Source organism: Oceanobacillus locisalsi (genome assembly GCF_042675985.1).
In the GTDB taxonomy this organism is placed as follows: domain Bacteria; phylum Bacillota; class Bacilli; order Bacillales; family Amphibacillaceae; genus Oceanobacillus; species Oceanobacillus locisalsi.
The window spans coordinates 369,865-392,190 of the sequence record NZ_JBHTKK010000002.1 but is presented as its reverse complement, the minus strand read 5'-3'; the positions used below and the strand labels follow the sequence as shown (position 1 = coordinate 392,190).

At 39.4% G+C, this 22,326-nt stretch carries 23 protein-coding genes, 1 pseudogene and 1 riboswitch; of the genes and pseudogenes, 11 read left to right on the top strand and 13 right to left on the bottom strand.

The window, feature by feature from the left end; genetic code table 11:
• Positions 1-75: 75 nt before the first annotated feature.
• The 8 genes and pseudogenes from ACFQ19_RS04060 to ACFQ19_RS04025 all read right to left on the bottom strand — a co-directional run bounded on the left by ACFQ19_RS04060 (position 76) and on the right by ACFQ19_RS04025 (position 6,983).
• On the bottom strand, positions 76-711 hold the full coding sequence (locus ACFQ19_RS04060) for a queuosine precursor transporter (RefSeq protein ID WP_379590762.1): 636 nt from the start codon (positions 709-711) through the stop codon (positions 76-78).
• Positions 712-758: 47 nt separating this feature from the next.
• Complete coding sequence (gene queF, locus ACFQ19_RS04055) at positions 759-1,256, bottom strand: preQ(1) synthase (protein ID WP_379590760.1); 498 nt, start codon at positions 1,254-1,256, stop codon at positions 759-761.
• Positions 1,257-1,352: 96 nt separating this feature from the next.
• A riboswitch (PreQ1 riboswitch) is annotated at positions 1,353-1,399 on the bottom strand.
• Between the two features lie 146 nt (positions 1,400-1,545).
• Positions 1,546-2,475: a UDP-N-acetylmuramate dehydrogenase gene (gene murB / locus ACFQ19_RS04050; RefSeq protein WP_379590759.1), complete on the bottom strand. Its 930-nt coding sequence runs from the start codon at positions 2,473-2,475 to the stop codon at positions 1,546-1,548.
• A gap of 282 nt (positions 2,476-2,757) precedes the next feature.
• Positions 2,758-3,564 (bottom strand): alpha/beta fold hydrolase, encoded by an 807-nt coding sequence (locus tag ACFQ19_RS04045; RefSeq protein WP_379590758.1) that lies wholly within the window; start codon positions 3,562-3,564, stop codon positions 2,758-2,760.
• Positions 3,565-4,201: 637 nt separating this feature from the next.
• A pseudogene (locus ACFQ19_RS04040) lies at positions 4,202-4,734 on the bottom strand (ZinT/AdcA family metal-binding protein).
• A gap of 45 nt (positions 4,735-4,779) precedes the next feature.
• Entirely contained in the window at positions 4,780-5,244 is a 465-nt protein-coding gene (locus ACFQ19_RS04035) for a hypothetical protein (RefSeq protein WP_379590757.1), read from the bottom strand.
• A gap of 271 nt (positions 5,245-5,515) precedes the next feature.
• Positions 5,516-5,950, bottom strand: a complete 435-nt coding sequence (locus tag ACFQ19_RS04030) for a universal stress protein (protein WP_379590755.1) — start codon at positions 5,948-5,950, stop codon at positions 5,516-5,518.
• Between the two features lie 244 nt (positions 5,951-6,194).
• Positions 6,195-6,983: a histidinol-phosphatase HisJ family protein gene (locus ACFQ19_RS04025; RefSeq protein WP_379590753.1), complete on the bottom strand. Its 789-nt coding sequence runs from the start codon at positions 6,981-6,983 to the stop codon at positions 6,195-6,197.
• Positions 6,984-7,096: 113 nt separating this feature from the next.
• On the opposite strand from ACFQ19_RS04025, the gene hisZ reads away from it, so the two are divergent.
• The 11 genes from hisZ to ACFQ19_RS03970 all read left to right on the top strand — a co-directional run bounded on the left by hisZ (position 7,097) and on the right by ACFQ19_RS03970 (position 17,245).
• Positions 7,097-8,308 (top strand): ATP phosphoribosyltransferase regulatory subunit, encoded by a 1,212-nt coding sequence (gene hisZ, locus ACFQ19_RS04020; RefSeq protein ID WP_379590751.1) that lies wholly within the window; start codon positions 7,097-7,099, stop codon positions 8,306-8,308.
• Positions 8,308-8,958, top strand: coding sequence for an ATP phosphoribosyltransferase (hisG, locus tag ACFQ19_RS04015; RefSeq protein WP_379590750.1), 651 nt, complete (start codon positions 8,308-8,310; stop codon positions 8,956-8,958). Before hisZ ends, hisG begins: the two co-directional genes overlap by 1 nt.
• On the top strand, positions 8,939-10,243 hold the full coding sequence (hisD, locus tag ACFQ19_RS04010; RefSeq protein WP_379590805.1) for a histidinol dehydrogenase: 1,305 nt from the start codon (positions 8,939-8,941) through the stop codon (positions 10,241-10,243). The genes hisG and hisD overlap by 20 nt, the downstream gene beginning before the upstream one ends.
• On the top strand, positions 10,230-10,814 hold the full coding sequence (gene hisB, locus ACFQ19_RS04005; protein WP_379590749.1) for an imidazoleglycerol-phosphate dehydratase HisB: 585 nt from the start codon (positions 10,230-10,232) through the stop codon (positions 10,812-10,814). The genes hisD and hisB overlap by 14 nt, the downstream gene beginning before the upstream one ends.
• 22 nt (positions 10,815-10,836) lie before the next feature.
• Positions 10,837-11,442: an imidazole glycerol phosphate synthase subunit HisH gene (gene hisH / locus ACFQ19_RS04000; protein WP_379590748.1), complete on the top strand. Its 606-nt coding sequence runs from the start codon at positions 10,837-10,839 to the stop codon at positions 11,440-11,442.
• Positions 11,439-12,161 (top strand): 1-(5-phosphoribosyl)-5-[(5-phosphoribosylamino)methylideneamino]imidazole-4-carboxamide isomerase, encoded by a 723-nt coding sequence (gene hisA / locus ACFQ19_RS03995; RefSeq protein WP_379590746.1) that lies wholly within the window; start codon positions 11,439-11,441, stop codon positions 12,159-12,161. Before hisH ends, hisA begins: the two co-directional genes overlap by 4 nt.
• Positions 12,151-12,912 (top strand): imidazole glycerol phosphate synthase subunit HisF, encoded by a 762-nt coding sequence (hisF, locus tag ACFQ19_RS03990; RefSeq protein ID WP_379590744.1) that lies wholly within the window; start codon positions 12,151-12,153, stop codon positions 12,910-12,912. The genes hisA and hisF overlap by 11 nt, the downstream gene beginning before the upstream one ends.
• Positions 12,912-13,544, top strand: a complete 633-nt coding sequence (gene hisIE / locus ACFQ19_RS03985; RefSeq protein ID WP_379590742.1) for a bifunctional phosphoribosyl-AMP cyclohydrolase/phosphoribosyl-ATP diphosphatase HisIE — start codon at positions 12,912-12,914, stop codon at positions 13,542-13,544. The genes hisF and hisIE overlap by 1 nt, the downstream gene beginning before the upstream one ends.
• Positions 13,537-14,598, top strand: a complete 1,062-nt coding sequence (gene hisC / locus ACFQ19_RS03980) for a histidinol-phosphate transaminase (protein WP_379590740.1) — start codon at positions 13,537-13,539, stop codon at positions 14,596-14,598. Before hisIE ends, hisC begins: the two co-directional genes overlap by 8 nt.
• A 388-nt stretch (positions 14,599-14,986) precedes the next feature.
• Positions 14,987-15,925, top strand: a complete 939-nt coding sequence (locus ACFQ19_RS03975) for an agmatinase family protein (protein WP_379590739.1) — start codon at positions 14,987-14,989, stop codon at positions 15,923-15,925.
• Between the two features lie 99 nt (positions 15,926-16,024).
• Positions 16,025-17,245, top strand: coding sequence for an Nramp family divalent metal transporter (locus ACFQ19_RS03970; RefSeq protein ID WP_379590738.1), 1,221 nt, complete (start codon positions 16,025-16,027; stop codon positions 17,243-17,245).
• 60 nt (positions 17,246-17,305) lie between these two features.
• Here ACFQ19_RS03970 and ACFQ19_RS03965 read toward each other — a convergent pair whose 3' ends face one another.
• From ACFQ19_RS03965 to ACFQ19_RS03945, 5 genes are all read right to left on the bottom strand, one after another.
• Positions 17,306-18,064 carry a SurA N-terminal domain-containing protein gene (locus ACFQ19_RS03965; RefSeq protein ID WP_379590737.1) on the bottom strand — a complete coding sequence of 253 codons (759 nt, stop codon included), beginning with the start codon at positions 18,062-18,064 and terminating at the stop codon, positions 17,306-17,308.
• A gap of 214 nt (positions 18,065-18,278) precedes the next feature.
• Positions 18,279-19,241, bottom strand: a complete 963-nt coding sequence (locus tag ACFQ19_RS03960) for a siderophore ABC transporter substrate-binding protein (protein WP_379590736.1) — start codon at positions 19,239-19,241, stop codon at positions 18,279-18,281.
• A gap of 219 nt (positions 19,242-19,460) precedes the next feature.
• Positions 19,461-20,216, bottom strand: a complete 756-nt coding sequence (locus ACFQ19_RS03955; protein WP_379590735.1) for an iron ABC transporter ATP-binding protein — start codon at positions 20,214-20,216, stop codon at positions 19,461-19,463.
• A complete protein-coding gene (locus tag ACFQ19_RS03950; RefSeq protein ID WP_379590733.1) occupies positions 20,210-21,160 on the bottom strand; it encodes an iron chelate uptake ABC transporter family permease subunit in 951 nt (316 codons plus the stop codon). Before ACFQ19_RS03950 ends, ACFQ19_RS03955 begins: the two co-directional genes overlap by 7 nt.
• Positions 21,150-22,103: an ABC transporter permease gene (locus ACFQ19_RS03945; RefSeq protein ID WP_379590803.1), complete on the bottom strand. Its 954-nt coding sequence runs from the start codon at positions 22,101-22,103 to the stop codon at positions 21,150-21,152. Before ACFQ19_RS03945 ends, ACFQ19_RS03950 begins: the two co-directional genes overlap by 11 nt.
• Positions 22,104-22,326: the final 223 nt, after the last annotated feature.

Sequence of the window (22,326 nt, the reverse complement as noted above, 5' to 3'; positions counted from 1 at the left end):
AATTACTATCCTATATTCTCTTTCTTCTCATAAAAGACCAGCTAGTTTTTTCACTAGCTGGTCTTTTATGAGATATCAGGATGCTTCCAATAACGCTGTTTGATGTTTTGCCTCATATTTACGCGCCCAGCGGACAAGTAAATACGCAAATGGTGTATCAACCGCCGCAACGGTAAATTTCCATATATATTGCGAGACAATCATTCCCAGCAGAACGGATGTCGGAACAACTCCCCAAAAAGCAATAATAATAAACAGGACGGTATCAAAAAGCTGGCTGATCATCGTTGATAAATTATTACGCAGCCACAGCTTTTTTCTTCCATGCCGCTCTTTTAAAGTATGAAAAATGGAGACATCCAAGTGCTGGCTGACAAAATAAGAAACAAGGCTTGCAATAATAATCCGGAAGCTACCGCTAAAAATCTCTTCAAAAGCCGCCTGTGATTGAAAATCGGCTGCCGGCGGAAGTTGAATGGAAATATAGATAAATAGCATTGCAATGATTTGTGTGAAAAATCCGGCTTGTACCGTTTTTCTGGCTGCATCCTTTCCATACACTTCCCCAATAACATCCGTCATCAGATAGGTAACCACATAAACAATCGCTGCTGCAGGCAACACGATGCTTCCCATTTGAAATAATTTCACTGATAAAATGTTCGACAATAATAACAAGCCGACAAAAATAGCATTAAAATAAATATACATTATCCTGTTCCCTTCTCTTCACAGGTGCAAGGATCTAACGTTTCCCTCTATCGATTATCTACCTTTTCCGGATACATATCATGCTGCATTAACCGATTTTCCGCCATCGTTTCAAATTTTGTTCCCGGCTTTCCATAATTGCAATAAGGATCAATGGAAATGCCTCCGCGCGGCGTGAATTTCCCTCTCACTTCAATATAACGCGGATCCATCAAATCGATTAAATCATTCATAATAATATTGACACAATCTTCATGGAAATCACCGTGATTCCGGAAACTGAATAAATATAATTTTAATGATTTGCTTTCTACCATTTTAATATCCGGAATATAGCTGATATAAATGGTTCCAAAATCAGGTTGATTTGTTTTGGGACAAAGCGTTGTAAATTCCGGACAGTTTAATTTGACAAAATAATTCCGGTCAGGATGCTGGTTATCAAATGTTTCTAACACTTCCGGTGTATAATTAAAAGCATAGGCAGTCTCCTGATTTCCCAATAAATCCATTTCTTTTAGTTCTTTCTCACTTCTTCCTGCCATGCTGCTTCACCTCCTTTGGTATACATCTGTTGGTCTTTTCATGCTTTAAACACAAAAAAGCCATGCCCCTAAGGAACATGACTGGATAATCACAAGTTGTCCTTAGTTTTTTATAGAGGGTTAATGCTAAGAACCTCTACCTGTTGATTGAAATTAACACTACCTATTATAAAAAGGAACCTTTGGGCTGTCAATCTTGTTTTGTGCGACAATTCTTCGTGAAACATCACTAATTATTGCCCTCGTAAAAAAATTCCGGGTATCAGCTTTTAAACCCGGAATTTTTCTATCACCTGTTTTCTTCTCTGTCTTCACCAATAATCCGTACTTCACGTTCTAATTGCACAGCAAACTTTTCTTTGACCGTCTCCTGAACAAATTCAATTAATGAAATATATTCCGATGCTGTTGCATTATTTTTATTAACAATAAAGCCAGCATGTTTAGTAGATACTTCTGCTCCACCGATTTTCTTTCCTTGAAGATTACTGTCTTGAATCAGTTTTCCGGCAAAAAATCCAGGCGGACGTTTGAATACACTGCCGCAAGACGGGTATTCAAGCGGCTGTTTGGACTCTCTTTTATATGTAAGATCATCCATTGCTTCTTTAATTTCTTCCTTATTTCCAAGTTTTAAGGCGAATGTTGCCTCTAAAACAATATATCCATTATCCGGAATATTACTTGTGCGATAGCTGAGGTCTAATTGATCGGCAGTTAACTTTAGCAGATCACCATCTCTTGTTACAACCACTGCACTTTCCAATGCATCTTTAATTTCTCCTCCGTATGCCCCGGCGTTCATATACAATGCTCCGCCGACTGAACCTGGAATACCACAAGCAAACTCTAATCCGGCAAGCTCTTCTTCTAAAGCGAAACGCGATGCGTCAATAATCCTTGCGCCGCTTTGGGAGATAACCTTCTCCTCTTCTCTCCAAATCGATGACAGCTGTTGCAAATTCATCACAATTCCGCGGATGCCTCCATCTTTCACAATCAAATTGGAGCCATTTCCGAGCATTGTAAATGGTACATTTTCCTGGTTGGCAAAACGGATGATCGCCTGCACTTCTTCATAAGCAGACGGCGTTATATAAAAATCCGCCGTGCCGCCTAATCTCGTATACGTATGTTTTCTAATCGGCTCATCCACCAGGACGTTATTTTTATCCGTATGTTGACTTAATCGTTCATAGAGATGTCGGTAATTATTCATGCTATCAATCCTTTAATTTGTCAAAAGCGATGAAGCTTTTTTGACTTTGTTATTCGTACTTTCAAAGCTATATAAAACGAAACTTCATTCTGAAGGAGTTTTTGCTTTTCTTCCACAGAATGATTAGCCTGCGTGATTCAGGGAGTTAGCGCCTGTTATCTTCCGCCTAAATACATTTATTCTCTCTCTGTATTTGGAGGCGGGCATTTTATGGGCGGTTCTCCGTTATAAAATGAATCTTATGCTGATAATTCAATCCTATACTATTGTAGTTGAATCTGATTAATCTTGCCACAAAAAGCTATGAATCAATTCATCAATTTGCAGGCTTTCATGCAAAGCACTGTGTGTAAGGTGCGGATCATCAATAATGGTCTCTTGAAAATTTTTCTCCGGTATCAAATATCTCAGTGTTTTGACACTTTCTGGCACGGCAACAGAATCTCCCGTACTGGCAATACTGTACACATTTACATCTGCCGGAAACATATTCTCCCGCAGCATATTTAAAGCATGCGAATCCGGCTTCAAATCCTCCGCTGCAGCATCCTGATGAAGTTCAAAATAGCCTTCATTATAAATACCATCAAATGGACTGCCTATTGCCACAAGTTTATTTACTGTCGGGTATTCGTTTCTTGTATATTCCATTGTATATTTCACTGCTAAGATACCGCCCATTGAATGTCCAATTAAATTCACATCTTCCACACGATAATTATTCTTTAGATGGCGCAGCACTTTCGCAACCCATTCTGTACTATCTTTAAAACTGGCACGGTTATCTTCTAACACAATCTGCACAAATGTCGGCGCATATCTTCCATTATTTAAGTTATAATCGACAATGTCACCATTTTCCTTCACATAGTAAATAAAACCTTTATTTCCCCATCGATGTATATTTTCAAAGCGATCCAGCATATAACCAAATGAATTTTCCGTTCCTTTATATCCATGTATAAAAACAGTGGGTGCCCCTGTATATTCTCCAGCTTGTGTTTCGTCCTTTTGATAAAAGTAAACACTCAAAGCAGCACCGCTGACAATGAGTACACTTAAAGTAATAATGATAATCTGCTTTTTCATGTATTTATTTCCCTCAATTTCTATTGTAAATCTGTGTGTGTAACATAATCAAAAGCACGTAGCTATTATAACATCGTTCCCTTTTCGGGACACCCTTCTAATGCTTTATGTATTCATTTTTTTACAGTACCGACATATCTTTTTGTCTAAAATATAAACAGCGGAAACAGCAGAAGCTAAAATAAAATAGAAAACCTGCTGTTCCAGGGTGAATAAGATATGATGTGTAGCTCCCACTCCGGCCAAGCCCTGCGCTCTGATGGGATACTACAGCGTTTAGAAAAATAACAACCTGATGAAGTAATCGCTTTTAAGCCTAAATAACCAATCATTCTGGTGTTTCAGTTACATGACAGTATGAGTCTCATATCAAGAATAACTTTCATGCACAGAAAGGAAAGATTAAGGAAGGATCGACCTTGGTCGAACTTCCTTTGCTTACTCGTCCCATCGAAAATATTTGTACGTCGGAAAGCAAAACGGTCCGCCGCAGCGGTAGCCTTACACTTCACCTTCTCACCTTTCTCAACAGCTGTACGGAATAGAAATTACTTTTTAAAGGGCGTAAGTTGAGTTATTTGCAGAAAAAAAGCAAATAGAACCTGCCTTTTTAGCAGCATTCCATTTGCTTTAAGCCTTAGTGGACAATTAATTCATGCATAATCTCTTCTTCACCTAAATCAGATGGATGGTAAGTCGTCCAATTATCCATTTCTTCTAATAAGTCTTCATTTTCATCTCCTACGCACAAGTGGAAATGCCATGATTCACCAGGTGCGATTCCGTGATCACTAAATTGAATATATGCCGGCAGATGTTCATCTGCTTCTCCCTCTAGTTCGAAAATATAACGAACGCCGCGTTTTCTGCTTCATATTCAAGAATTTCATAGCTGTCATAAGCGTACGTACCTGTGTGCTCTTCACCGTTTTGGTAAAAAGTGATTTCATCTCCATCAATAACGATACGCTCGACATCGGTTTCGTAACCAGCCGTATAGCAATCTTTGTAATCATCGGCTGTCATATCGTCACTTTCTTCCGCCCTATGTTCAAATACTTCATCTAAAGAATCATCCTCTAAATATGGGTAGATAGATTGCCAGTCTCCTTCCCAATCACTAAGCGGACGATCTTCTCCTTGCTCGTCTTCAAAATATCCTTCATAGATCTGCCAGCTCTCTTCATCGTCTCTATGATGATGGTGATGTCCATCCTAGTGGTCATCAATCGTGATTTCGGTAACAGGTGACTTAGCAACCGGCTCATGATCATCATCATAAAGAACAGCAAGCACCTCTTGCCCGTCTACTTCTGCATCTCCCATATAAGAGTCTTCATATTGATCTTCTGCTACTGTCCATTCCTCGTCAGAAGAATCACGTATGTACCAATGCCAATGATCCAATCCTTCTTCCTCTGTTACTGCTTCTAATTTAAAAACATCACCTGTATGATAATGGTCGGATAACCCTTCTATTTCTATATTTTCTGGTACATCATCAAAAGAAGCTTGTTCCTCACCATGATCATGATGATGCTCCTCTTCTTCACTTACTTCCTCTTGGTTGTCAGTATCTTCCTCCTGACTGTCTGCTTCTCCTTCTCCGGATTGGCATCCGGCTATAAACAGAAAACTGATAAAGCCCAAAATAAGTCCTATTTGCCAAAATTTTTTCATAACAGATGCTCCTTCCTTAATGCGTAATGATTACTTTTCGTAATTATTACGATTTAAATTATACATAGACCCTTATGATTGGTCAAGCATTTTTTTACTTTTACATACAATATTATTGGGAATCGTTTTATCAGGTTGAGGAACTGCTGCATCCAAACAAGAGGAAACCTTAAGCTTGGCAGCATCATCTTACAAATACTGCTATCATACGATAATAAAAAATCTAAAGCTAAGGTAGATATATGCCCCAAAGCTTTAGATTTCTTTTTTTTTATTTCACAATCATTACTTTACATGGCGCCTGATGAACCACTTGGCTGCTGACGCTTCCTAATATTAGTCGGCCTACACCTCCAAGACCTCTGCTTCCTAATACCATTAGATCGATATCCTTTTCTTTCGCATAATCAATTAATTGTGCGCCAGGATTACGGAAAGAATAGTCCATCAAAATATCTGTTTTACACGCAATTCCTTCTTGTTCGAGTTCTTCTTGAACACTGTCAACAGCTGGGCGGACTTCCTCCGCCAGATCATTCATAAAACTGCGGGCCAGAGCAGCATTTACAGTGGGTCCGCTGTTTGAAATAATCGTTACCACATGTAATACTGCCTCCTCTGCCAGTTTGGTTTGTTTTTTCGCCTCTTCTACCGCTTTTTTACTAAGGTCGGATCCGTCATAAGCTACTAAAATATCTGTACGCATTCCTATCCCTCCGATTTCATATTCTACTTCTGCTTCTATCGTAACACATTTCTATTAAAACGTTTACAAATTCACAAATATGTTGAAAAAGTGCTTTTATTTAGCGCAACTTTTTTCTATCGAAGGAGATAAACACACTTGCAACCTAGCCTGTTCATCCGATGTTGTTTCCGGACAAACAATCTCCCCTTCCTTTGTATGAAAAAGAAGGGGGATTGTCCGAATCAGCAGAGAAGATGAACGTTTACTTTATCGAGTGATAACGCACTTCTTCTCCATTTATACTGCATATATAAGAAAAACCGCAATCTGTGAGTATCTCTTTCGCATCTTTAAAATAAGAACCTATCTCTTCCGGGCGATGCGCATCCGATCCCAGCGTAATGATTTCTCCGCCAAGATTGCGGTATAAACGTAATATATTTTTACTTGGCAGCGGCGCTTCCATACCATATTTATAGCCCGAAGTATTTAACTCAATTCCTTTGCCCTCTGAAATAACCAGCTTTAAAATTTCTTCCAGAATATCCACTGGAACATGCTCCCATCCTCCAGATGCATATCTGCTTACTAAATCAAGGTGGCCTATAATATGATAATCTTTAAATTTCCTGATACATTCGTAATACTCTTCGAAATAAAGCTGATACGCTTCATCCACTGTTCTGTCTTCAAAAAATTCACCGGAGTGCAAGTCATTTCTATCTGTTGAATGCATGGAACAAATGACAAATTCCGGATTTAATTGTTTAATAAAATCAGAGGTTTGTCCAAGAACATGCGGCTGGACACCTACTTCAACCCCTTTTCGTATTTGAATGTCATCCTGATATTTCTCCCGTAATCCTTCTAATTGTTTTTGGTACGCTTCCGGATCAAAGGTAAAATCCCATTCCTTATCCGGATAATCCACATCCAAGTGCTCTGTAAATGCAATCTCACTGAGTCCTTTTCTAATCGCTTCCTGAATCATGTCCTCCATCCCTGCCTCACAATCCGCAGAGAAATTCGAGTGCATATGAAAATCATACATAAAAGTTATGCCCCTTTCATTGACTTTTTTTCTGAACATTACTATAATACTAAATAACTTTAATTAGATAAAGCATTAAATTAGTAAAGTGACTCATTAGAAGGAGAAATTTTATGAAAAACAAACAAATACTTCATGATATGTTCTACCCGAAACAATTTTCTAAAAAACGTTATGTCATTCATAAATTAACCGATCGATTCACCACATTTGGCTATCAACAGGTAGAGACACCTGTATTTGAAGATTATGATTTATATAATGATGTGCAAGGAACTGTCGATACAGCTGATATGTTAAAACTGGTTGATTCCTCAGGCAAGGTACTCGTTCTGCGCCCGGATGCAACGATTCCGATTTCCCGGTATTATACAAACTTGCAAGAGGAAGCGATATCCAGCCGTTTGGCTTATGTATTGGATATTTTCCGCTCTACAACCGAGGAACGTTCCCGCACACAGGCTGGTGTTGAACTATTTGGAGAACGCGCTCCGGAAGCAGATGCAGAGTTGATTGCTTTGGCAGTTACCAGTTTAAAAGAATTAGAGATTCCTTCTTTCAAACTGGAAATCGGCCATGCAACATTTTATAAAGAACTGCTGCGTGAAGCGAATCTCACTGCGATGCAGCAAAAACAGCTGGATCAATATATCCAATCCAAAAATGTCTCAGAAATCGTTCCGTTTTTAAAAGACTTGGGACTGGATGCCACGTTGATTGAGAAACTTCGTAAAATTCCGATGTTATACGGTGATGCCGACTTCGTTATTCATGAAGCGGAGAACATCATTTCTACAGACCGTATGCGGGAAGAGCTGAACTATTTATCTAAAGTTTATCAACTTCTCCAAGATTACCAAGTTGATTCCTATATTTCGATTAACCTTGGGCTGATCAATCATATGAATTATTATTCCGGAATTATATTTCAAGGCTTTGCAGAAGGTCTCGGCCAGCCAATTATGATGGGTGGACGCTATGATTATTTAAGCCGTTCTTTTCACCGGGAAACACCAGCTATCGGATTTGCATTTGAAGTCGATTTACTTGTTCAACTGCTTACCTGCACTTTGACAGAACAAGAAATTCTCCGATTAGATTACGCAAGTTCTGAACGTAAACGTGCGATTCAACTTGCCGAATCATTAAGAGCAGCCAATCTTGCTGTGATTATCCATACTCCTAAAAAAGAAAAAGCATACACAGAATCGCCGGAATTACTCGTAAACGCTGACAGATTGGTATATAGTAAACAACAAGAATCCAAGGAATTTAAAACAGATCAAGAATTTCTGGATTGGTATATAAGAAAGGACGTTGAATGATGCAGCCAGTAACTATCGCTTTAGCAAAAGGACGCCCTGCGAAGCAATCCATTGATTTATTAGAAGCAGCTGGAATCCATTTTGAAGGGTTTCATGAAAAAACACGTAAACTTGTTTTCTTCAATAAAGATAAAACGTTACGATTAATCTTTTTAAAAGGAATGGATGTTCCGATTTATGTAGAAAAAGGCGCAGCTGATATTGGGATTGTCGGAAGAGATAATATTATCGAAACAGAGGCTGATGTGTATGAAATCCTTGATTTAGGGATTGGAAAATGTAAATTCTCTGTTGCCGGAAAAAAAGGCGGAACGCTTCCCGATAACCAATCCTTAACCATCGGCACCAAATATCCAAATATCGCTAAAAATTTCTTTGAAAAACGGAATCAGACCATTGAAACGGTTCATCTCAACGGTTCTGTGGAGCTGGCGCCGTTAATCGGTCTTGCCGATTACATCGTTGACATTGTCGAAACAGGAAGTACATTGCGTGAAAATGGACTTGAAGTATTAGCAGATATTGAAACCATCAGTACGAAATTTATTGTTAATAAAGCAAGCTTTGTGACACGTTCCAAAGAAATTCAGAACGTATTAAAAAAATTGGAAGAGGTTGTGGGTGAAGAAAATGCAAATTCTCCGTTATGAAACATATAAACAAAATGCAGCAAACACAGAAAAAGAAACACAGCTGATGCAGCAAAACTTAGACGAGCAAGTGTTAGAAATTATCCGTGCTGTACAGCGCAGCGGAGATGAAGCAGCATTTGCTTATACGAGAAATTTTGATAAGGCTGATTTATCCTCCTTATCTGTTTCGGAAGAAGAATGGCGTACTGCTTATGAAAAAGTAAAAGCGGAACAGCCGGTGCTTTTTAAGGCATTAACAGAAGCGGCAGAAAACATTCGCCAGTATCAGCAAAGAACGAAAGAAGAAGGTTTTCAATTCAGTCCAGAGCCCGGCATTCGACTTGGACAAAAGGTTACACCGCTGGATCGTGTCGGGGTTTATGTTCCAGGAGGAAAAGCAAGCTATCCATCTACTGTCTTAATGGATGTTATTCCAGCTGTTGTTGCTGGTGTTGAACAGGTGGTTATCACTACTCCTCCCCGTTCTGATGGCAGCATTGACCCGGTTGTGCTGGCTGCAGCGAAAATTGCCGGCGCACAGGATGTTTACAAAATCGGCGGTGCTCAAGCCGTCGCAGCTTTAGCTTATGGTACGGAATCCATTCCGAAAACAGATAAAATTGTCGGTCCCGGCAATGCCTATGTTGCCCGTGCGAAAAAATGGGTGTTTGGGGATGTTGCCATTGATATGATCGCAGGGCCGAGTGAAATCTGTGCTTTTGCTGACCACACTGTTCCTGCTTCTTACGTTGCTGCTGACTTATTATCCCAAGCGGAACATGCCGAAGATGCCACATCCATTTGCGTGACGACGGATGCGAATTATGCAGAAGCAGTACAAAAAGAAGTAGACCGGCAAACTTCCTTACTAGAGCGTGCGGATATTATTCGAGAATCCCTCCAGGCAAACGGAAAAATCATTATCTGTGATGACGAAGATCAAGCTATAGCGCTTATTAACGCCATTGCACCAGAGCATCTGCAATTAATGGGAGAACGTGCGGAAGAACAAGTTGAAAAAATCAAGCATGCTGGTGCAATTTTTATTGGAGCCTATTCCAGTGAACCATTAGGAGATTATTTTGCAGGTCCAAACCATACTCTGCCGACAAATGGGACCGCACGTTTTTCTTCTCCGCTCGGCGTGTATGATTTTATGAAAAAGTCAAGCACCATTTATTATTCCAAAGAACGGCTGCTCGATTATGCAGATTCCATTATTACAATTGCAGAAGCAGAAGGCCTGTCCGGTCATGCTAATGCCATTCGAATTCGAAAGGAGAACGACAATGCGTCAAGCTGAAAAAGAACGGCAAACAAAAGAAACCAATATATCTCTTGCACTTAACCTGGATGGAGAAGGAAAATCCGAACTAAACACAGGCGTCGGCTTTTTAGACCACATGCTGACGCTCTTCACAAAACATGGCGGATTGAATTTACAAGTAGCCTGTGATGGAGATTTAGAGGTGGACCAGCATCATACGGTAGAAGACATCGGTATTGTCCTTGGCCAGGCATTTCAGGAAGCTTTAGGGACGAAGGAAGGCATTAAACGCTATGCTACCGCGACAACACCAATGGATGAATCGCTCTCCACTGCCTCTATCGATATCAGCGGCCGCTCTTTTTTGGTTTACCGGGTAGATGGATTAAAAGATAAAGTCGGAAATTTTGATACAGAATTAGTGGAAGAATTTCTTATCGGTTTTACTAGCCATGCCAAAGTGACCCTGCATGTAGAAGTACTCTATGGAACGAATACACATCATATGATTGAATCAATTTTCAAAGGGCTCGGGCGCGTCATCCGCGAAGCTGTATCCATCGATCCAACCATTAAAGGTGTTCCTTCTACCAAAGGAAGTCTATAAAATGTGAAAAGGAGTCTGAAATATGATTGCCATCATTGATTACGGTGCAGGGAATATTAAAAGCCTGCAATTTGCATTAGATAAATTAGGGAAAACCTCAAAGCTGACCATGGACCCGGAAGAAATTGATCAGGCAGATTCTATTATCCTTCCCGGCGTCGGCGCATTCAAAGATGCAATGGAAGCACTGGAGCGTTACCAGTTAGATACGATTTTAAAAGAGGAAGCAGCAAGAGGTAAACCGATTTTAGGTATTTGTCTCGGAATGCAGCTTTTCTATGAATTTAGTGAAGAAAATGACGGGTGTGCCGGACTTGGCCTGCTGTCCGGTTCTGTGAAACGTATTTCAGATAACGTGAAAGTTCCGCATATGGGCTGGAACATCCTCCAATCCAATCAGCCGCAGAGCTTGTTCCATCAGCTCGGCGAAAATCCGTATGTGTATTTCGTCCACTCCTATGCAATCGATAGACTGGAAGAACATACTCTGGTTGCCAGTGCAGATTATGGCGGTCGCGTACCTGCGATTGTACAGGATAAAAATGTGACAGGTATGCAATTTCACCCGGAAAAAAGCGGGGATATCGGTATTGCATTATTGAAAAATTACGAGGAGATGATTTCATGATCATTTTTCCAGCAATTGATGTGAAAGATGGCAACTGTGTACGCTTAAAACAGGGAGATTATAACCAGCAGACAATCTATAATGACTCTCCTGTAGAAACAGCAAAAAAATGGCAGGAGGCTGGCGGAACCTTTCTGCATATGGTTGACTTAGATGGCGCAAAAACCGGAGAAGCTCAAAATAAAGAAGTCATCCTTCAGACCATCCAGGCATTATCCATCCCTGTCGAAGTCGGCGGCGGTATTCGCTCCTTAGAAACAATAAGAGAATATGTGGAAGGCGGGGCTGCCCGTGTTATTGTTGGAACTTCAGCTATAACTGATTGGGATATGCTTACCGAAGCAATTCGATTGTATAGAGATAAAATCGCCGTTTCTCTTGATGCACGAAATGGCTATATTGCTACAGATGGCTGGACAAAAAACAGCGATAAAAAAGCTGCTGACCTGGCGAAAGAATTAGAAGCAGCCGGTTTAACAACGATTGTCTATACCGACATTTTAAAGGATGGCATGCTGCGCGGACCGAATCTGGAGGAACTGAAAGCCATGCAGGAAGCGACTAATATGAATATTATAGCTTCCGGAGGCGTTTCCCGAAAAGAAGATGTCACCAACCTCCAAGAACTTAACCTTTATGGTGCGATTATCGGAAAAGCACTGTATGACGGTACGATTCAGCTGGAAGATGTCATAAAGGAGGACAATCATGCTCGCTAAACGAATTATTCCCTGCTTAGATGTAGACAAAGGCCGGGTCGTTAAAGGAAAAAAGTTTCAAGATATTAAAGATGTCGCTAACCCGGTGGAATTAGCTTCCCGTTATAATCGCGAAGGTGCAGATGAGCTCGTCTTTTATGACATTACCGCTTCCAATGAAGAGCGGAACATTTTCTTGGATGTCGTTGAAAATGTAGCACGCGAAATTGCCATTCCTTTTATGGTCGGCGGCGGCATCCGTACCGTACAAGATATTCATAGTGTGCTCCATGCCGGCGCAGATAAGGTATCGGTAAACAGTGCAGCTGTGCAGCGTCCGGAGTTAGTTAAAGAGTCCTCTGATAAGTTCGGCAGTCAATGTATCGTGCTTTCCATAGACGCTAAAAAAACAGCGGACGGTTCGTTTCATGTATTTATTAATGGTGGAAGAAAAGACACTGAAATGGACGCTGTTGAATGGGCAAAACGCGGAGAAGCACTTGGCGCTGGCGAACTTGTTGTCAATGCGATGGACGCAGATGGAGAAAAAAATGGCTATCAAATGGAGTTGACTAAAAATATAGCAGAAGCTGTGAATATCCCTGTTATTGCCAGCGGCGGAGCAGGCAAACCGGAGCATTTTGCAGAAGCTTTTGCAGGAGGCATTGATGCCGCACTTGCTGCATCTGTCTTTCATTACGAGGAGATTCCTATTCCGGAATTAAAAGATTATTTATCCTCACAAGGCATACCAATGAGGAGGAAAGCATAATGGAGATTACAATAAAATATGATGAAAACGGCCTGGTTCCGGCCATCATCCAAGATTACGCAACAGGGAAAGTATTAACCTTAGCATACATGAATGAGGAAGCCTTCTACAAAACATTAGAAACCGGTGAAACATGGTTCTATTCCCGCAGCCGCAACGAGCTCTGGAATAAAGGAGAGACTTCTGGAAATAAACAGCTGGTGAAAAAAGTTTCCGTAGATTGTGATCAGGATGCATTAATTGTTCAAGTACAGCCGCTTGGACCTGCATGCCACAAAGGAACAACAACTTGTTTTGAAACAACCATACTGGAAACGGAAAAACCGCTATTCGCCATGGTTAACGAGTTGACCGATAAAATTAAAGACCGTAAAGAAAACCCGCAAGAAGGCACCTATACGACTTATCTGTTTAACAAAGGACTTGATAAAATCCTTAAAAAAATCGGTGAAGAATCGACAGAAGTAGTTATCGGGGCAAAAAATCATGATAAGGAAGAATTAACGAATGAGCTGGCTGATCTATTGTACCACTCGCTTGTATTAATGGAAGAACAAGGTGTTCATCCTCAAGACATTAAAAAAATACTAAAGGAACGTCATATTGAAAAAGAAGGTCAGCATCGTGAGTAAATTCTGGAATCCATTCATTAAACAGCTGGAACCTTATATTCCTGGAGAGCAGTTGGATGATCCTTCCATCATTAAATTAAATACGAATGAAAATCCCTTTCCTCCTTCTCCAAAAGTACTGGCAGCGATTGAGGAAGAGGCTGAGAAAAACTTACGTCTTTACCCTTCCCCTACTGTCGATGAACTCAGAGAAGAGATTGGCAGCTTCTATGGGCTGAAAAAAGAACAGATTTTTGTTGGCAACGGATCAGATGAAGTGCTTGCACTTAGTTTTATGACATTCTTTGAACCTGGAAAAACCATTAAATACCCGGATATTACGTATAGTTTTTATCCGGTATATGCGCAACTTTATCAACTGGACGTGGAAGAAGTAACTTTAGAGGATGGTTTTACTATCCCTTATGAATCTTTCTTCCATTCTGAAGGCGGCGTTATTTTTCCAAATCCGAATGCGCCGACCAGCCTGTATTTGGAATTGGAAGCAGTTGAAGAGATTTTGAAAAACAATCCGGATCAAGTAGTGATTATAGATGAAGCTTATATTGACTTTGCTAAAAAGTCCGCTGTTTCATTAATAGATAATTATTCAAATTTACTAGTTGTACAAACACTATCTAAATCCCGGTCGCTTGCCGGTCTGCGTGTAGGTATGGCGATGGGGCATCCCGACTTGATAGAGGGATTGATGCGGGTGAAAGACTCTTTTAATTCCTATACCATTGACCGGTTAGCTATTGCCGGCGCAGTGGAAGCATTTCGGGATGCAGCTTATTTTGAGAAAACACGGCAGAAAATTATAGCAACGCGAGAGGATTTTCGGCAGGAATTAGAGAAAAGACGTTTTTATGTACTTCCTTCTCAAGCGAATTTTGTGCTCGCCTCTCCAGCAGATATAGAAGCAGAGAAACTCTTCATTGAATTGAAACAAGCAGGTTTCTTAATACGCTATTTTAATAAACCCAAACTGGAAAACTATGTGCGCATTTCCATCGGAACAAAAGAACAGATGACGAAGCTATTACATGCTATCGATAGAATTACGAAAGAATAAGGCATTATTATTAATTAAACAGCATACATTTTTTAAAACCGTTAGGGACATTCTCTAACGGCTTTTTATAAGCTGAAATAAAAGGTTTTAATTTTTTTCAAAAGTGAATATATAAATAGGAGATTGTTTAAAGTTGTCTCTATTTCAACCCCTTATTTCTTATTATCTCGGCTTTCGCACTTTAGAAAATAACTTCTATTCCGTACAGCTGTTGAGAAAGATGAGAAGATAAGTGTACGATGACCGCTGATAATAAAGTACATGTTCATTTTCGAACAGCAAGGCTTATTCTTAGGTGCGAGTGTTGAGTTATTATCGAATCTATCTTTCTATAATGATTTAAGGAATAATATACCAACCTACTACTATTCAAAAAGGAGAAATGACAATGACTGAAAATATTTATGGAAATACGCCTCCTTTATTAGGCGCTAAAAACCTGACAAGTACAAAGGAGTATGATACAGATGTATTAATTTATGGTGTTCCCTGGGAAGGTGCCTGCACATGGGGAGATTATACCGGCTGCGAACTCGGTCCAAAACAAATCCGTTTATCCTCCGCCAGATATAGTACTTATCTGCCGGAATTAGACCATATTAATGTAGAAGATCATTTAAGCTTAGGAGATGTCGGTGATGTTGGTATCATTCCGCATGATGTACCGGAAACCATGAATCGGATTGAAGCATTTGCAGAGGATCTCTGGAAAAGCGGCAAGTTTCTGGTAGGAATGGGTGGCGATCACGGTATTACCTATCCCGTTGTCAAAGGATTAACCAATACTGGTAAGAAAGTTGGCATCATCCATCTCGATTCCCATTATGATAATATGCCGCATCATGAAGGCGATAAATTTGCGAGAAGCACCCCTTTTATGCGTTTATATGAAACAGAGGGTGTACGTAATGAAAGTTTGATTCATACAGGAATCAAAGGCCCCCGCAACAAACCGGAAACGGGCAAATACGCAAAAGACGCCGGCGCTGTGACATTGACCATTAATGATATTCGTGAACAAAGCGATTTAAAGAAATATGCGAACGAAATTTATGAAATGGCTTCTAAAGATGTCGATGTTGTCTATTTAACAATTTGCAGTGATGTCCTTGATTTTGCTTTCAATCCGGGCGGACCAGTGGATGGTAATGGATTGACTTCTTACGAGCTGCTTACAATGATTTATGAATTTGCTAAACGCGGTCTATGCGGAATGGACTTTGTGGAAGTTTATCCGCAGCAAGATTTCAATCAAAATTCAGCACACTTTGTATCCACAGCCGTGTTGTATGTACTGGCAGGTCACATTCACGGCGGGCATGCCTAGAAAAATCAGCTTGCGAAATGCTTCGCTAAATGCCTAGTAAATAGTAAAGGGGGGGGGGATTCCCTCTTTACTATTTACTAAACAAAGGAGGAGTTTTACTTGGCGCAATCAAAGTTTGTTGAGAAACTTAAAATCATTGGTCCTGGTGCGATTATTACCGCATCCTTTATCGGTCCGGGTACGGTAACTACCGCAACACGCGCAGGTGCAGGGTTTGGTTTTGCGTTATTATGGGCTGTTATTTTTTCTATCTTAGCTACAATTATCCTGCAGGAAATGGTAGCCAGGATTGGTATTGTAACCAAGCAAGGGCTGGGAGAAAATATTCGAGAATTATTCCAAAACCAAGTTCTGAAATTTGCATCTGTATGGATTGTACTGATTGCCGTATGTGTGGGATGTGCTGCATACATAAGCGGAGATTTATTAGGAACCTCTCTGGGTGTTTCTTATTTAACCGGGATACCTGAAAATTATGTAGCGCCAATTATCGGAATTATCATTTTACTCCTGAACTTACTTGGCGGATATAAGTTTATCGAAAAAGTGATGATTGTTTTAATTATCATCATGAGTATTACATTCATCACAACCATGTTTGTCTCTGCTTCAGATGTTCTCCGTGTTCTTGAAGGGGCTTTCCTTCCGTCTATACCAGAAGGATCTATTCTGATGATTATTGCTTTAATCGGTACCACCGTTGTTCCATATAATTTCTTTATTCATGCATCCACTGTAAGCGAAAAATGGGGGCATGTGAATGATTTAAAAGCAGTAAGGACAGACACTATTCTCTCTATAACAGTAGGCGGGCTTATTACCGCTGCGATTTTAATTACAGCTGGTGCATTAATTCAAGGCACAGAAGTTACCAGTGTCGTTCAGCTTGCTTCTCCGTTGGAACCTTTAATGGGGAACTTAGCTCCACTCTTTGTTAGTATCGGCCTATTTGCTGCCGGGTTCTCATCCGCTATCGCTTCACCTATGGGGGCTGCTGTAACTGTAAGCAGCTTTATGAGATGGGAAGGTGGATTCGCCAATAAAAAATATAAAGCCGTTTTCAGTGCTGTTATTATTTTAGGTATTATTACTTCGGCAATTGAATTTGAACCGCTGGAAGTATTGCTTGTCGCCCAAGCGTTAAATGGCATCATTTTACCTGTCATCGCCATTTTCATTATGATTGTTGTAAATAAGAAAAACGCAATGGGCAAATATGTGAACCAGCTGTGGTTAAATATTTTAGGTTGGCTCGTTACTGCTGTAGTTGCTTTTCTTGGTACTTACAGTTTAGTAGATGCGATTAATACATTTTTATAAAAAATAAGGAAGTGCCTCCTGCTGAGAGGAGCACTTCCTTATTTTTGGTTTCAAAAAGATTTACAGTTGTTCTTCCACATCTGCAGATTCAGTCAGTTCGTCCACTTTATTTGCATATTCTTCCTGCTGTTTGTTCTGTGCTACCATGTCTTCAATTTGATCTCTGATTTCATCCAAATCCTGCATATCCTGGTCGCCCATCTGTGTTTGCAACTGTTCATACATTTCTTCTACTTCTTCGTCTGTTACGTCGACATCAAATGCTTCATCCATATATTTCGTGGTTGCTAAATTATATCTAAGCTGTTGCTCAAATTGGTCTTCACTTAGATTTAATTCATCAAGAGAAGCTTGAAATTGCTCTTCACCATTTGCTTTCATTGCATCCATTTGTTCCTGTACTTCATCATCTGTTACTTCGACACCTTCATCATTAGCTTCCTGCATGATAAGCTCTTGTTCCACAAGGAAGTTGATTGTTTCATCTTGCAGTGCCTCTTGATCCGATACATCCTGACCATTTTGATTCATCATGGTTTTCACTAATGAATAAGCAGTATTATAGTCGTTTCCCTGCAGTTCTTCGCCATTTACAACAACAACAGGTGTGTCCTCTTCTACAAATTCTTCATCGGAGAATTCAACTGGTTCCGGCTGTTGAGGCTGCTGTTGTTCACCTTCTCCTCCTCCTTCTTGCTGCTGTCCAGCTTCTTCTTGTTCTTGATTTCCTTCTTCTTGTTCATTTCCGCTATCGTCATTTCCACATGCCGCTAAAAGCATGGTTATTATCATTAATATGCTCAATGACAGTTTCTTCATGTAAACATCCCTCACTTTAAAGTTTGTATGTATCATTCAATCATACATGCTTCTATAATTTCAAGTTTTCGAGTTATAAATTTTTCTTTATGGCAATCAAGGTGATCACGTCAGCTTTCTACAGAGATTGAAAATAATGTGAATCTTGTTTCCACTTATACTTTATAACGAAAAAAGCTCAGCTATTATTTCAGCTGAACTTTTTTCTATTTCGTTATTCTAAGCTTTCGTCAATTTCATTTATCATTTCCTGAACAGACTGTAATCCGCCGCCGGATAGATACCATACATCTGGATTCAAGTAGAAGATACGGTCATTTTCAGATGCTTCCGTATTTGCTGTTAAGTCATTTTCTACCAGGTCTGTTGTATTTGTTTCTCCTTCTGAGCCAATCGCTGCTCCACGGTCAATAACATAAAGGGTATCCGGATTTTCTTCCATCACATATTCAAAAGATACATTCATTCCATGTGTAGAAGCATCAATTCCTTCATCTGCTGGAGACACATCAAATACATCATGGATAATGCCAAAGCGGGAATTCGGCCCATACGCGCTTATTTTATCATCATTTGCCAAGATGATTAAAGCATCTCCGGCATTTTCAGCTTTGTCTTGCAATGCTGTTATATTATCTTCAATGGTTTGCAGCTCTTCACTTACCTGATCATCGATATCAAATATTTGACCAACTTTATGCATGTTTTCTTCAAATGAATCCATATATCTTGTTGTATCAACACCTAAGTGTACAGTCGGACCTAATTTTTGCAATTCTTCGTAACTATCCGCTTGACGGCCGGAGATAATAATTAAGTCCGGATCAATTTCCGCAATTTTTTCAAAGTCAGGTTCTTTTAAACCGCCAATATTTTCATACTCATCACTTTCATATTCCTCTAGATAAGAAGGGATAGTTCCTGATTTTGCGACACCTTCTACAGGAATATTCAATTGATCTAGTGTATCTAAGATACCAAAATCAAAAACAACAACCTTTTCAGGATTCACGGGAACTTCGGTTTCTCCTAATTCATGTTCAATCGTTACCGTTTGATCTTCACCCTCTGATTCACTGTTTCCCTCTTCTGCATTGCCGGAATCATCCGATGAACCACAAGCTGCCAAAACAAGTAAAAAAGATGCCAATATTAAAAATAATAGTGATTTTTTCATATTATTTATCTCCTCATTATATCATTTTTTAGAAAATTTAATTGTCACTCAGCTTTCTGATGACAATATCGATGACTTTTATGCAACAAAAGTATAAACTTTTTTAAAACTGCCAGGCAAAATGATTTACCTGCTTACCCGTTTACGTTACAATAGAAAGTGGACTTGGTTCCATTAATATCTTTTGATATTAATGGACTTTTTTTTATCTTTTTTTTTCTAGAAATAAACGCAAATTCTTCTCTGATCAATTTCCTTAATGTCAATATCCATCTCATAGATATCTTTCAATACACATTCATCAATCACATCGCAAGTTCTGCCTTGTTTGATAATTTTGCCGTCCTTTAATGCTACAATATGATCCGAATAGCAGGAAGCAAAGTTGATATCATGGATAACTAGCAAAATAGTCTTGCCCAGTTCGTTGACGAGATTGCGCAACGTTTTCATAATTTGCACGGAGTGACGCATATCCAGATTGTTCAGCGGTTCATCCAAAAGGATATATTCGGTATCCTGTGCAATAACCATTGCAATATGCGCACGCTGACGTTGTCCACCGCTTAATTCATCCAAATACTTATCCTGCATGTCGCGAAGTTCCATATAGTCAATGGCTTCATCAATTTTCTCTTCATCCACCTTTGTTAATTTTCCTTGTGAATAAGGGAATCTTCCAAATGACACAAGCTCACGAATCGTCAATTTAAGATTTACTGCATTCGTTTGCTTCAGAATCGATATTTTCTTAGCCATTTCATTATTCTTTGTCTGCATGATATCTTTACCGTCAATTGTGATTGCTCCATCATCTTTGGCAATCAGACGGCTAATCATGGATACAAGCGTACTTTTTCCCGCACCATTCGGACCAATAAAAGAAGTTATTGTTCCTCTTTCGATATCTAAGGACACGTCTTCTATAACCTTTTTTTGATTATAGGCTTTGAAAACATTCTTCAGTTTTACCATTTCCGATTCTCCTTTAACAATAGGTATATAAAGTAAATTCCGCCGATAAAATTAATGATGACACTAATCGTTGTACTGAAAGTGAACAGACGCTCTACAATAAATTGCCCGCCGACAAGAGCAATAATACTGACCAGTACTGCTCCCCATATAATATAAAAATGACGATAGGTCTTCATTAATTCATACGAAACATTCACCACAAGTAGTCCTAAAAATGTAATTGGGCCAATTAAAGCAGTTGCTACTGAAATAAAAATAACAACGATAATGAGCAGTCTTTTTACTACGTAATGATACGGTACACCTAAATTAATTGCATCATCTCTGCCAAGGGCTAAAACATCTAAGTATTTGTAAAAACGCATAAAATAGATAAGTGTTATAGCAATAATCCCCAAAGAGATATACAATAAATCCGTATTCACATTGTTGACGCTCGCAAACATCCGATCCTGGACCATCATAAATTCATTCGGATCGATTAATACTTGCATAAAGTCTGTAAAACTTCCAAAGAAAGTACCTAAGATCATCCCGATTAACAGCAGAAAATAAATGTTGTTCTTTTCGCCTCGAAACAGAAACTGATAAAGCATAAGTGAAAAGAGCATCATACAGCTAACTGAAATCAGGAAATTGACAGAACCACCTAAAAGCACCATCATATTCGATCCAAAGAAAAAGATAATAATCGTCTGTATCAGCATATATAACGAATCTAAACCCAGAACACTCGGTGTCAAAATGCGGTTGTTTGTAATTGTCATAAAAATGGTTGTTGCAAATGCAATTGCTCCGCCCGTTAAACAAATAGCAAGTAAGTTCAGTAAACGTCTTGGCAGGATATAACTGATATTTCCAGTCAGATCATAACATATATACAATGCCATAAAAATAACTGCAACAGCGGCGAGTATCCATGTCTTTTTTTTATAGCCCATATTTTCTCCTCCTTAACAGAAGGAAGATAAATACAGCACTTCCAATAACTCCAACTGTCAGGCTGATTGGAATTTCATATGGGTAAATAACAATCCTTCCAATGATGTCACAGAACAGAACAAATACGGCTCCAAGTAAAGCGGTATGCATTAATGTTCTTTTTAGATGGTCACCTTGATAAATAGCAACAACGTTTGGAATAATCAGTCCTAAAAATGGAATCACGCCTACCGTTAATACGACAGAAGCAGTAACGAGCGCACTGATAGTCAAGCCGATATTTACCACTTGCCGGTAATTCAGTCCAAGATTTTTTGCAAAATCTTCACCCATTCCTGCAATGGTAAACTTATTCGCAAAAACATAAGCGACAATCAGGATAGGAATACTGACCAGCATCAACTCATAATTCCCGCTCATAATCATGGAAAAGTCTCCCTGCATCCAGGATGACATATTTTGAACCAAGTCATTCTGATACGCGATAAAAGTAGAGACAGAGCTGATGATATTTCCAAACATTAAGCCGATCAGCGGAATGAAGATAGCGTCTTTAAATTTAACCTTTTCCAATATCTTCATGAATACGAAAGTACCAAGTAACGCAAACACAAAAGAAATGAGCATTTGCTGAAGCGGACTGGCAGCCGTAAACACCATTAAAGATACTAAAATACCGAGTCTTGCTGCGTCCATTGTTCCAGCTGTTGTAGGCGAAACAAAGCGGTTACGGCTCAGCTGCTGCATAATCAAACCGACAATACTCATACTCGCTCCAGCTATTACAATACTGGCGAGTCGAGGAAGGCGGCTTGTCAGCAAAACCTGCTGCTGTGCCTCAGAAAGGTTAAAAATATGTGTTGGTGACAAATCAGTTACTCCCAGAAAAACGGAAGCAAACGAAAAAAGAATTAATAATGTAACCAAATGCCAAATCTTCATAACATGCAAAGCCTTTCCCGACAGGAGTTCATCAAACTTCCTTATCCCATATTTCATCCAAACTGAATCCAGATAATAATTATTATCATTTTCTAATTGTTCTAAATAAGAATGATATTCATTATCAATTAGATGACAATACCTAGTATACCAAAATTTCAGCCGTCGTCAATGCAATATCAACATAAATATGACGGTAAACAAAAAAACTGCCTCGAGCGGC

Excerpts from the sequence above, each read along its gene's own strand:
- ACFQ19_RS04060 (WP_379590762.1), bottom strand. The coding sequence starts at position 711 with ATGTATATTTATTTTAATGCTATTTTTGTCGGCTTGTTATTATTGTCG.
- queF (WP_379590760.1), bottom strand. The coding sequence starts at position 1,256 with ATGGCAGGAAGAAGTGAGAAAGAACTAAAAGAAATGGATTTATTGGGA.
- murB (WP_379590759.1), bottom strand. The coding sequence starts at position 2,475 with ATGAATAATTACCGACATCTCTATGAACGATTAAGTCAACATACGGAT.
- ACFQ19_RS04045 (WP_379590758.1), bottom strand. The coding sequence starts at position 3,564 with ATGAAAAAGCAGATTATCATTATTACTTTAAGTGTACTCATTGTCAGC.
- ACFQ19_RS04035 (WP_379590757.1), bottom strand. The coding sequence starts at position 5,244 with ATGAAAAAATTTTGGCAAATAGGACTTATTTTGGGCTTTATCAGTTTT.
- ACFQ19_RS04030 (WP_379590755.1), bottom strand. The coding sequence starts at position 5,950 with ATGCGTACAGATATTTTAGTAGCTTATGACGGATCCGACCTTAGTAAA.
- ACFQ19_RS04025 (WP_379590753.1), bottom strand. The coding sequence starts at position 6,983 with ATGTATGATTTTCATATGCACTCGAATTTCTCTGCGGATTGTGAGGCA.
- hisZ (WP_379590751.1), top strand. The coding sequence starts at position 7,097 with ATGAAAAACAAACAAATACTTCATGATATGTTCTACCCGAAACAATTT.
- hisG (WP_379590750.1), top strand. The coding sequence starts at position 8,308 with ATGCAGCCAGTAACTATCGCTTTAGCAAAAGGACGCCCTGCGAAGCAA.
- hisD (WP_379590805.1), top strand. The coding sequence starts at position 8,939 with ATGCAAATTCTCCGTTATGAAACATATAAACAAAATGCAGCAAACACA.
- hisB (WP_379590749.1), top strand. The coding sequence starts at position 10,230 with ATGCGTCAAGCTGAAAAAGAACGGCAAACAAAAGAAACCAATATATCT.
- hisH (WP_379590748.1), top strand. The coding sequence starts at position 10,837 with ATGATTGCCATCATTGATTACGGTGCAGGGAATATTAAAAGCCTGCAA.
- hisA (WP_379590746.1), top strand. The coding sequence starts at position 11,439 with ATGATCATTTTTCCAGCAATTGATGTGAAAGATGGCAACTGTGTACGC.
- hisF (WP_379590744.1), top strand. The coding sequence starts at position 12,151 with ATGCTCGCTAAACGAATTATTCCCTGCTTAGATGTAGACAAAGGCCGG.
- hisIE (WP_379590742.1), top strand. The coding sequence starts at position 12,912 with ATGGAGATTACAATAAAATATGATGAAAACGGCCTGGTTCCGGCCATC.
- ACFQ19_RS03975 (WP_379590739.1), top strand. The coding sequence starts at position 14,987 with ATGACTGAAAATATTTATGGAAATACGCCTCCTTTATTAGGCGCTAAA.
- ACFQ19_RS03965 (WP_379590737.1), bottom strand. The coding sequence starts at position 18,064 with ATGAAGAAACTGTCATTGAGCATATTAATGATAATAACCATGCTTTTA.
- ACFQ19_RS03960 (WP_379590736.1), bottom strand. The coding sequence starts at position 19,241 with ATGAAAAAATCACTATTATTTTTAATATTGGCATCTTTTTTACTTGTT.
- ACFQ19_RS03955 (WP_379590735.1), bottom strand. The coding sequence starts at position 20,216 with ATGGTAAAACTGAAGAATGTTTTCAAAGCCTATAATCAAAAAAAGGTT.
- ACFQ19_RS03950 (WP_379590733.1), bottom strand. The coding sequence starts at position 21,160 with ATGGGCTATAAAAAAAAGACATGGATACTCGCCGCTGTTGCAGTTATT.
- ACFQ19_RS03945 (WP_379590803.1), bottom strand. The coding sequence starts at position 22,103 with ATGAAGATTTGGCATTTGGTTACATTATTAATTCTTTTTTCGTTTGCT.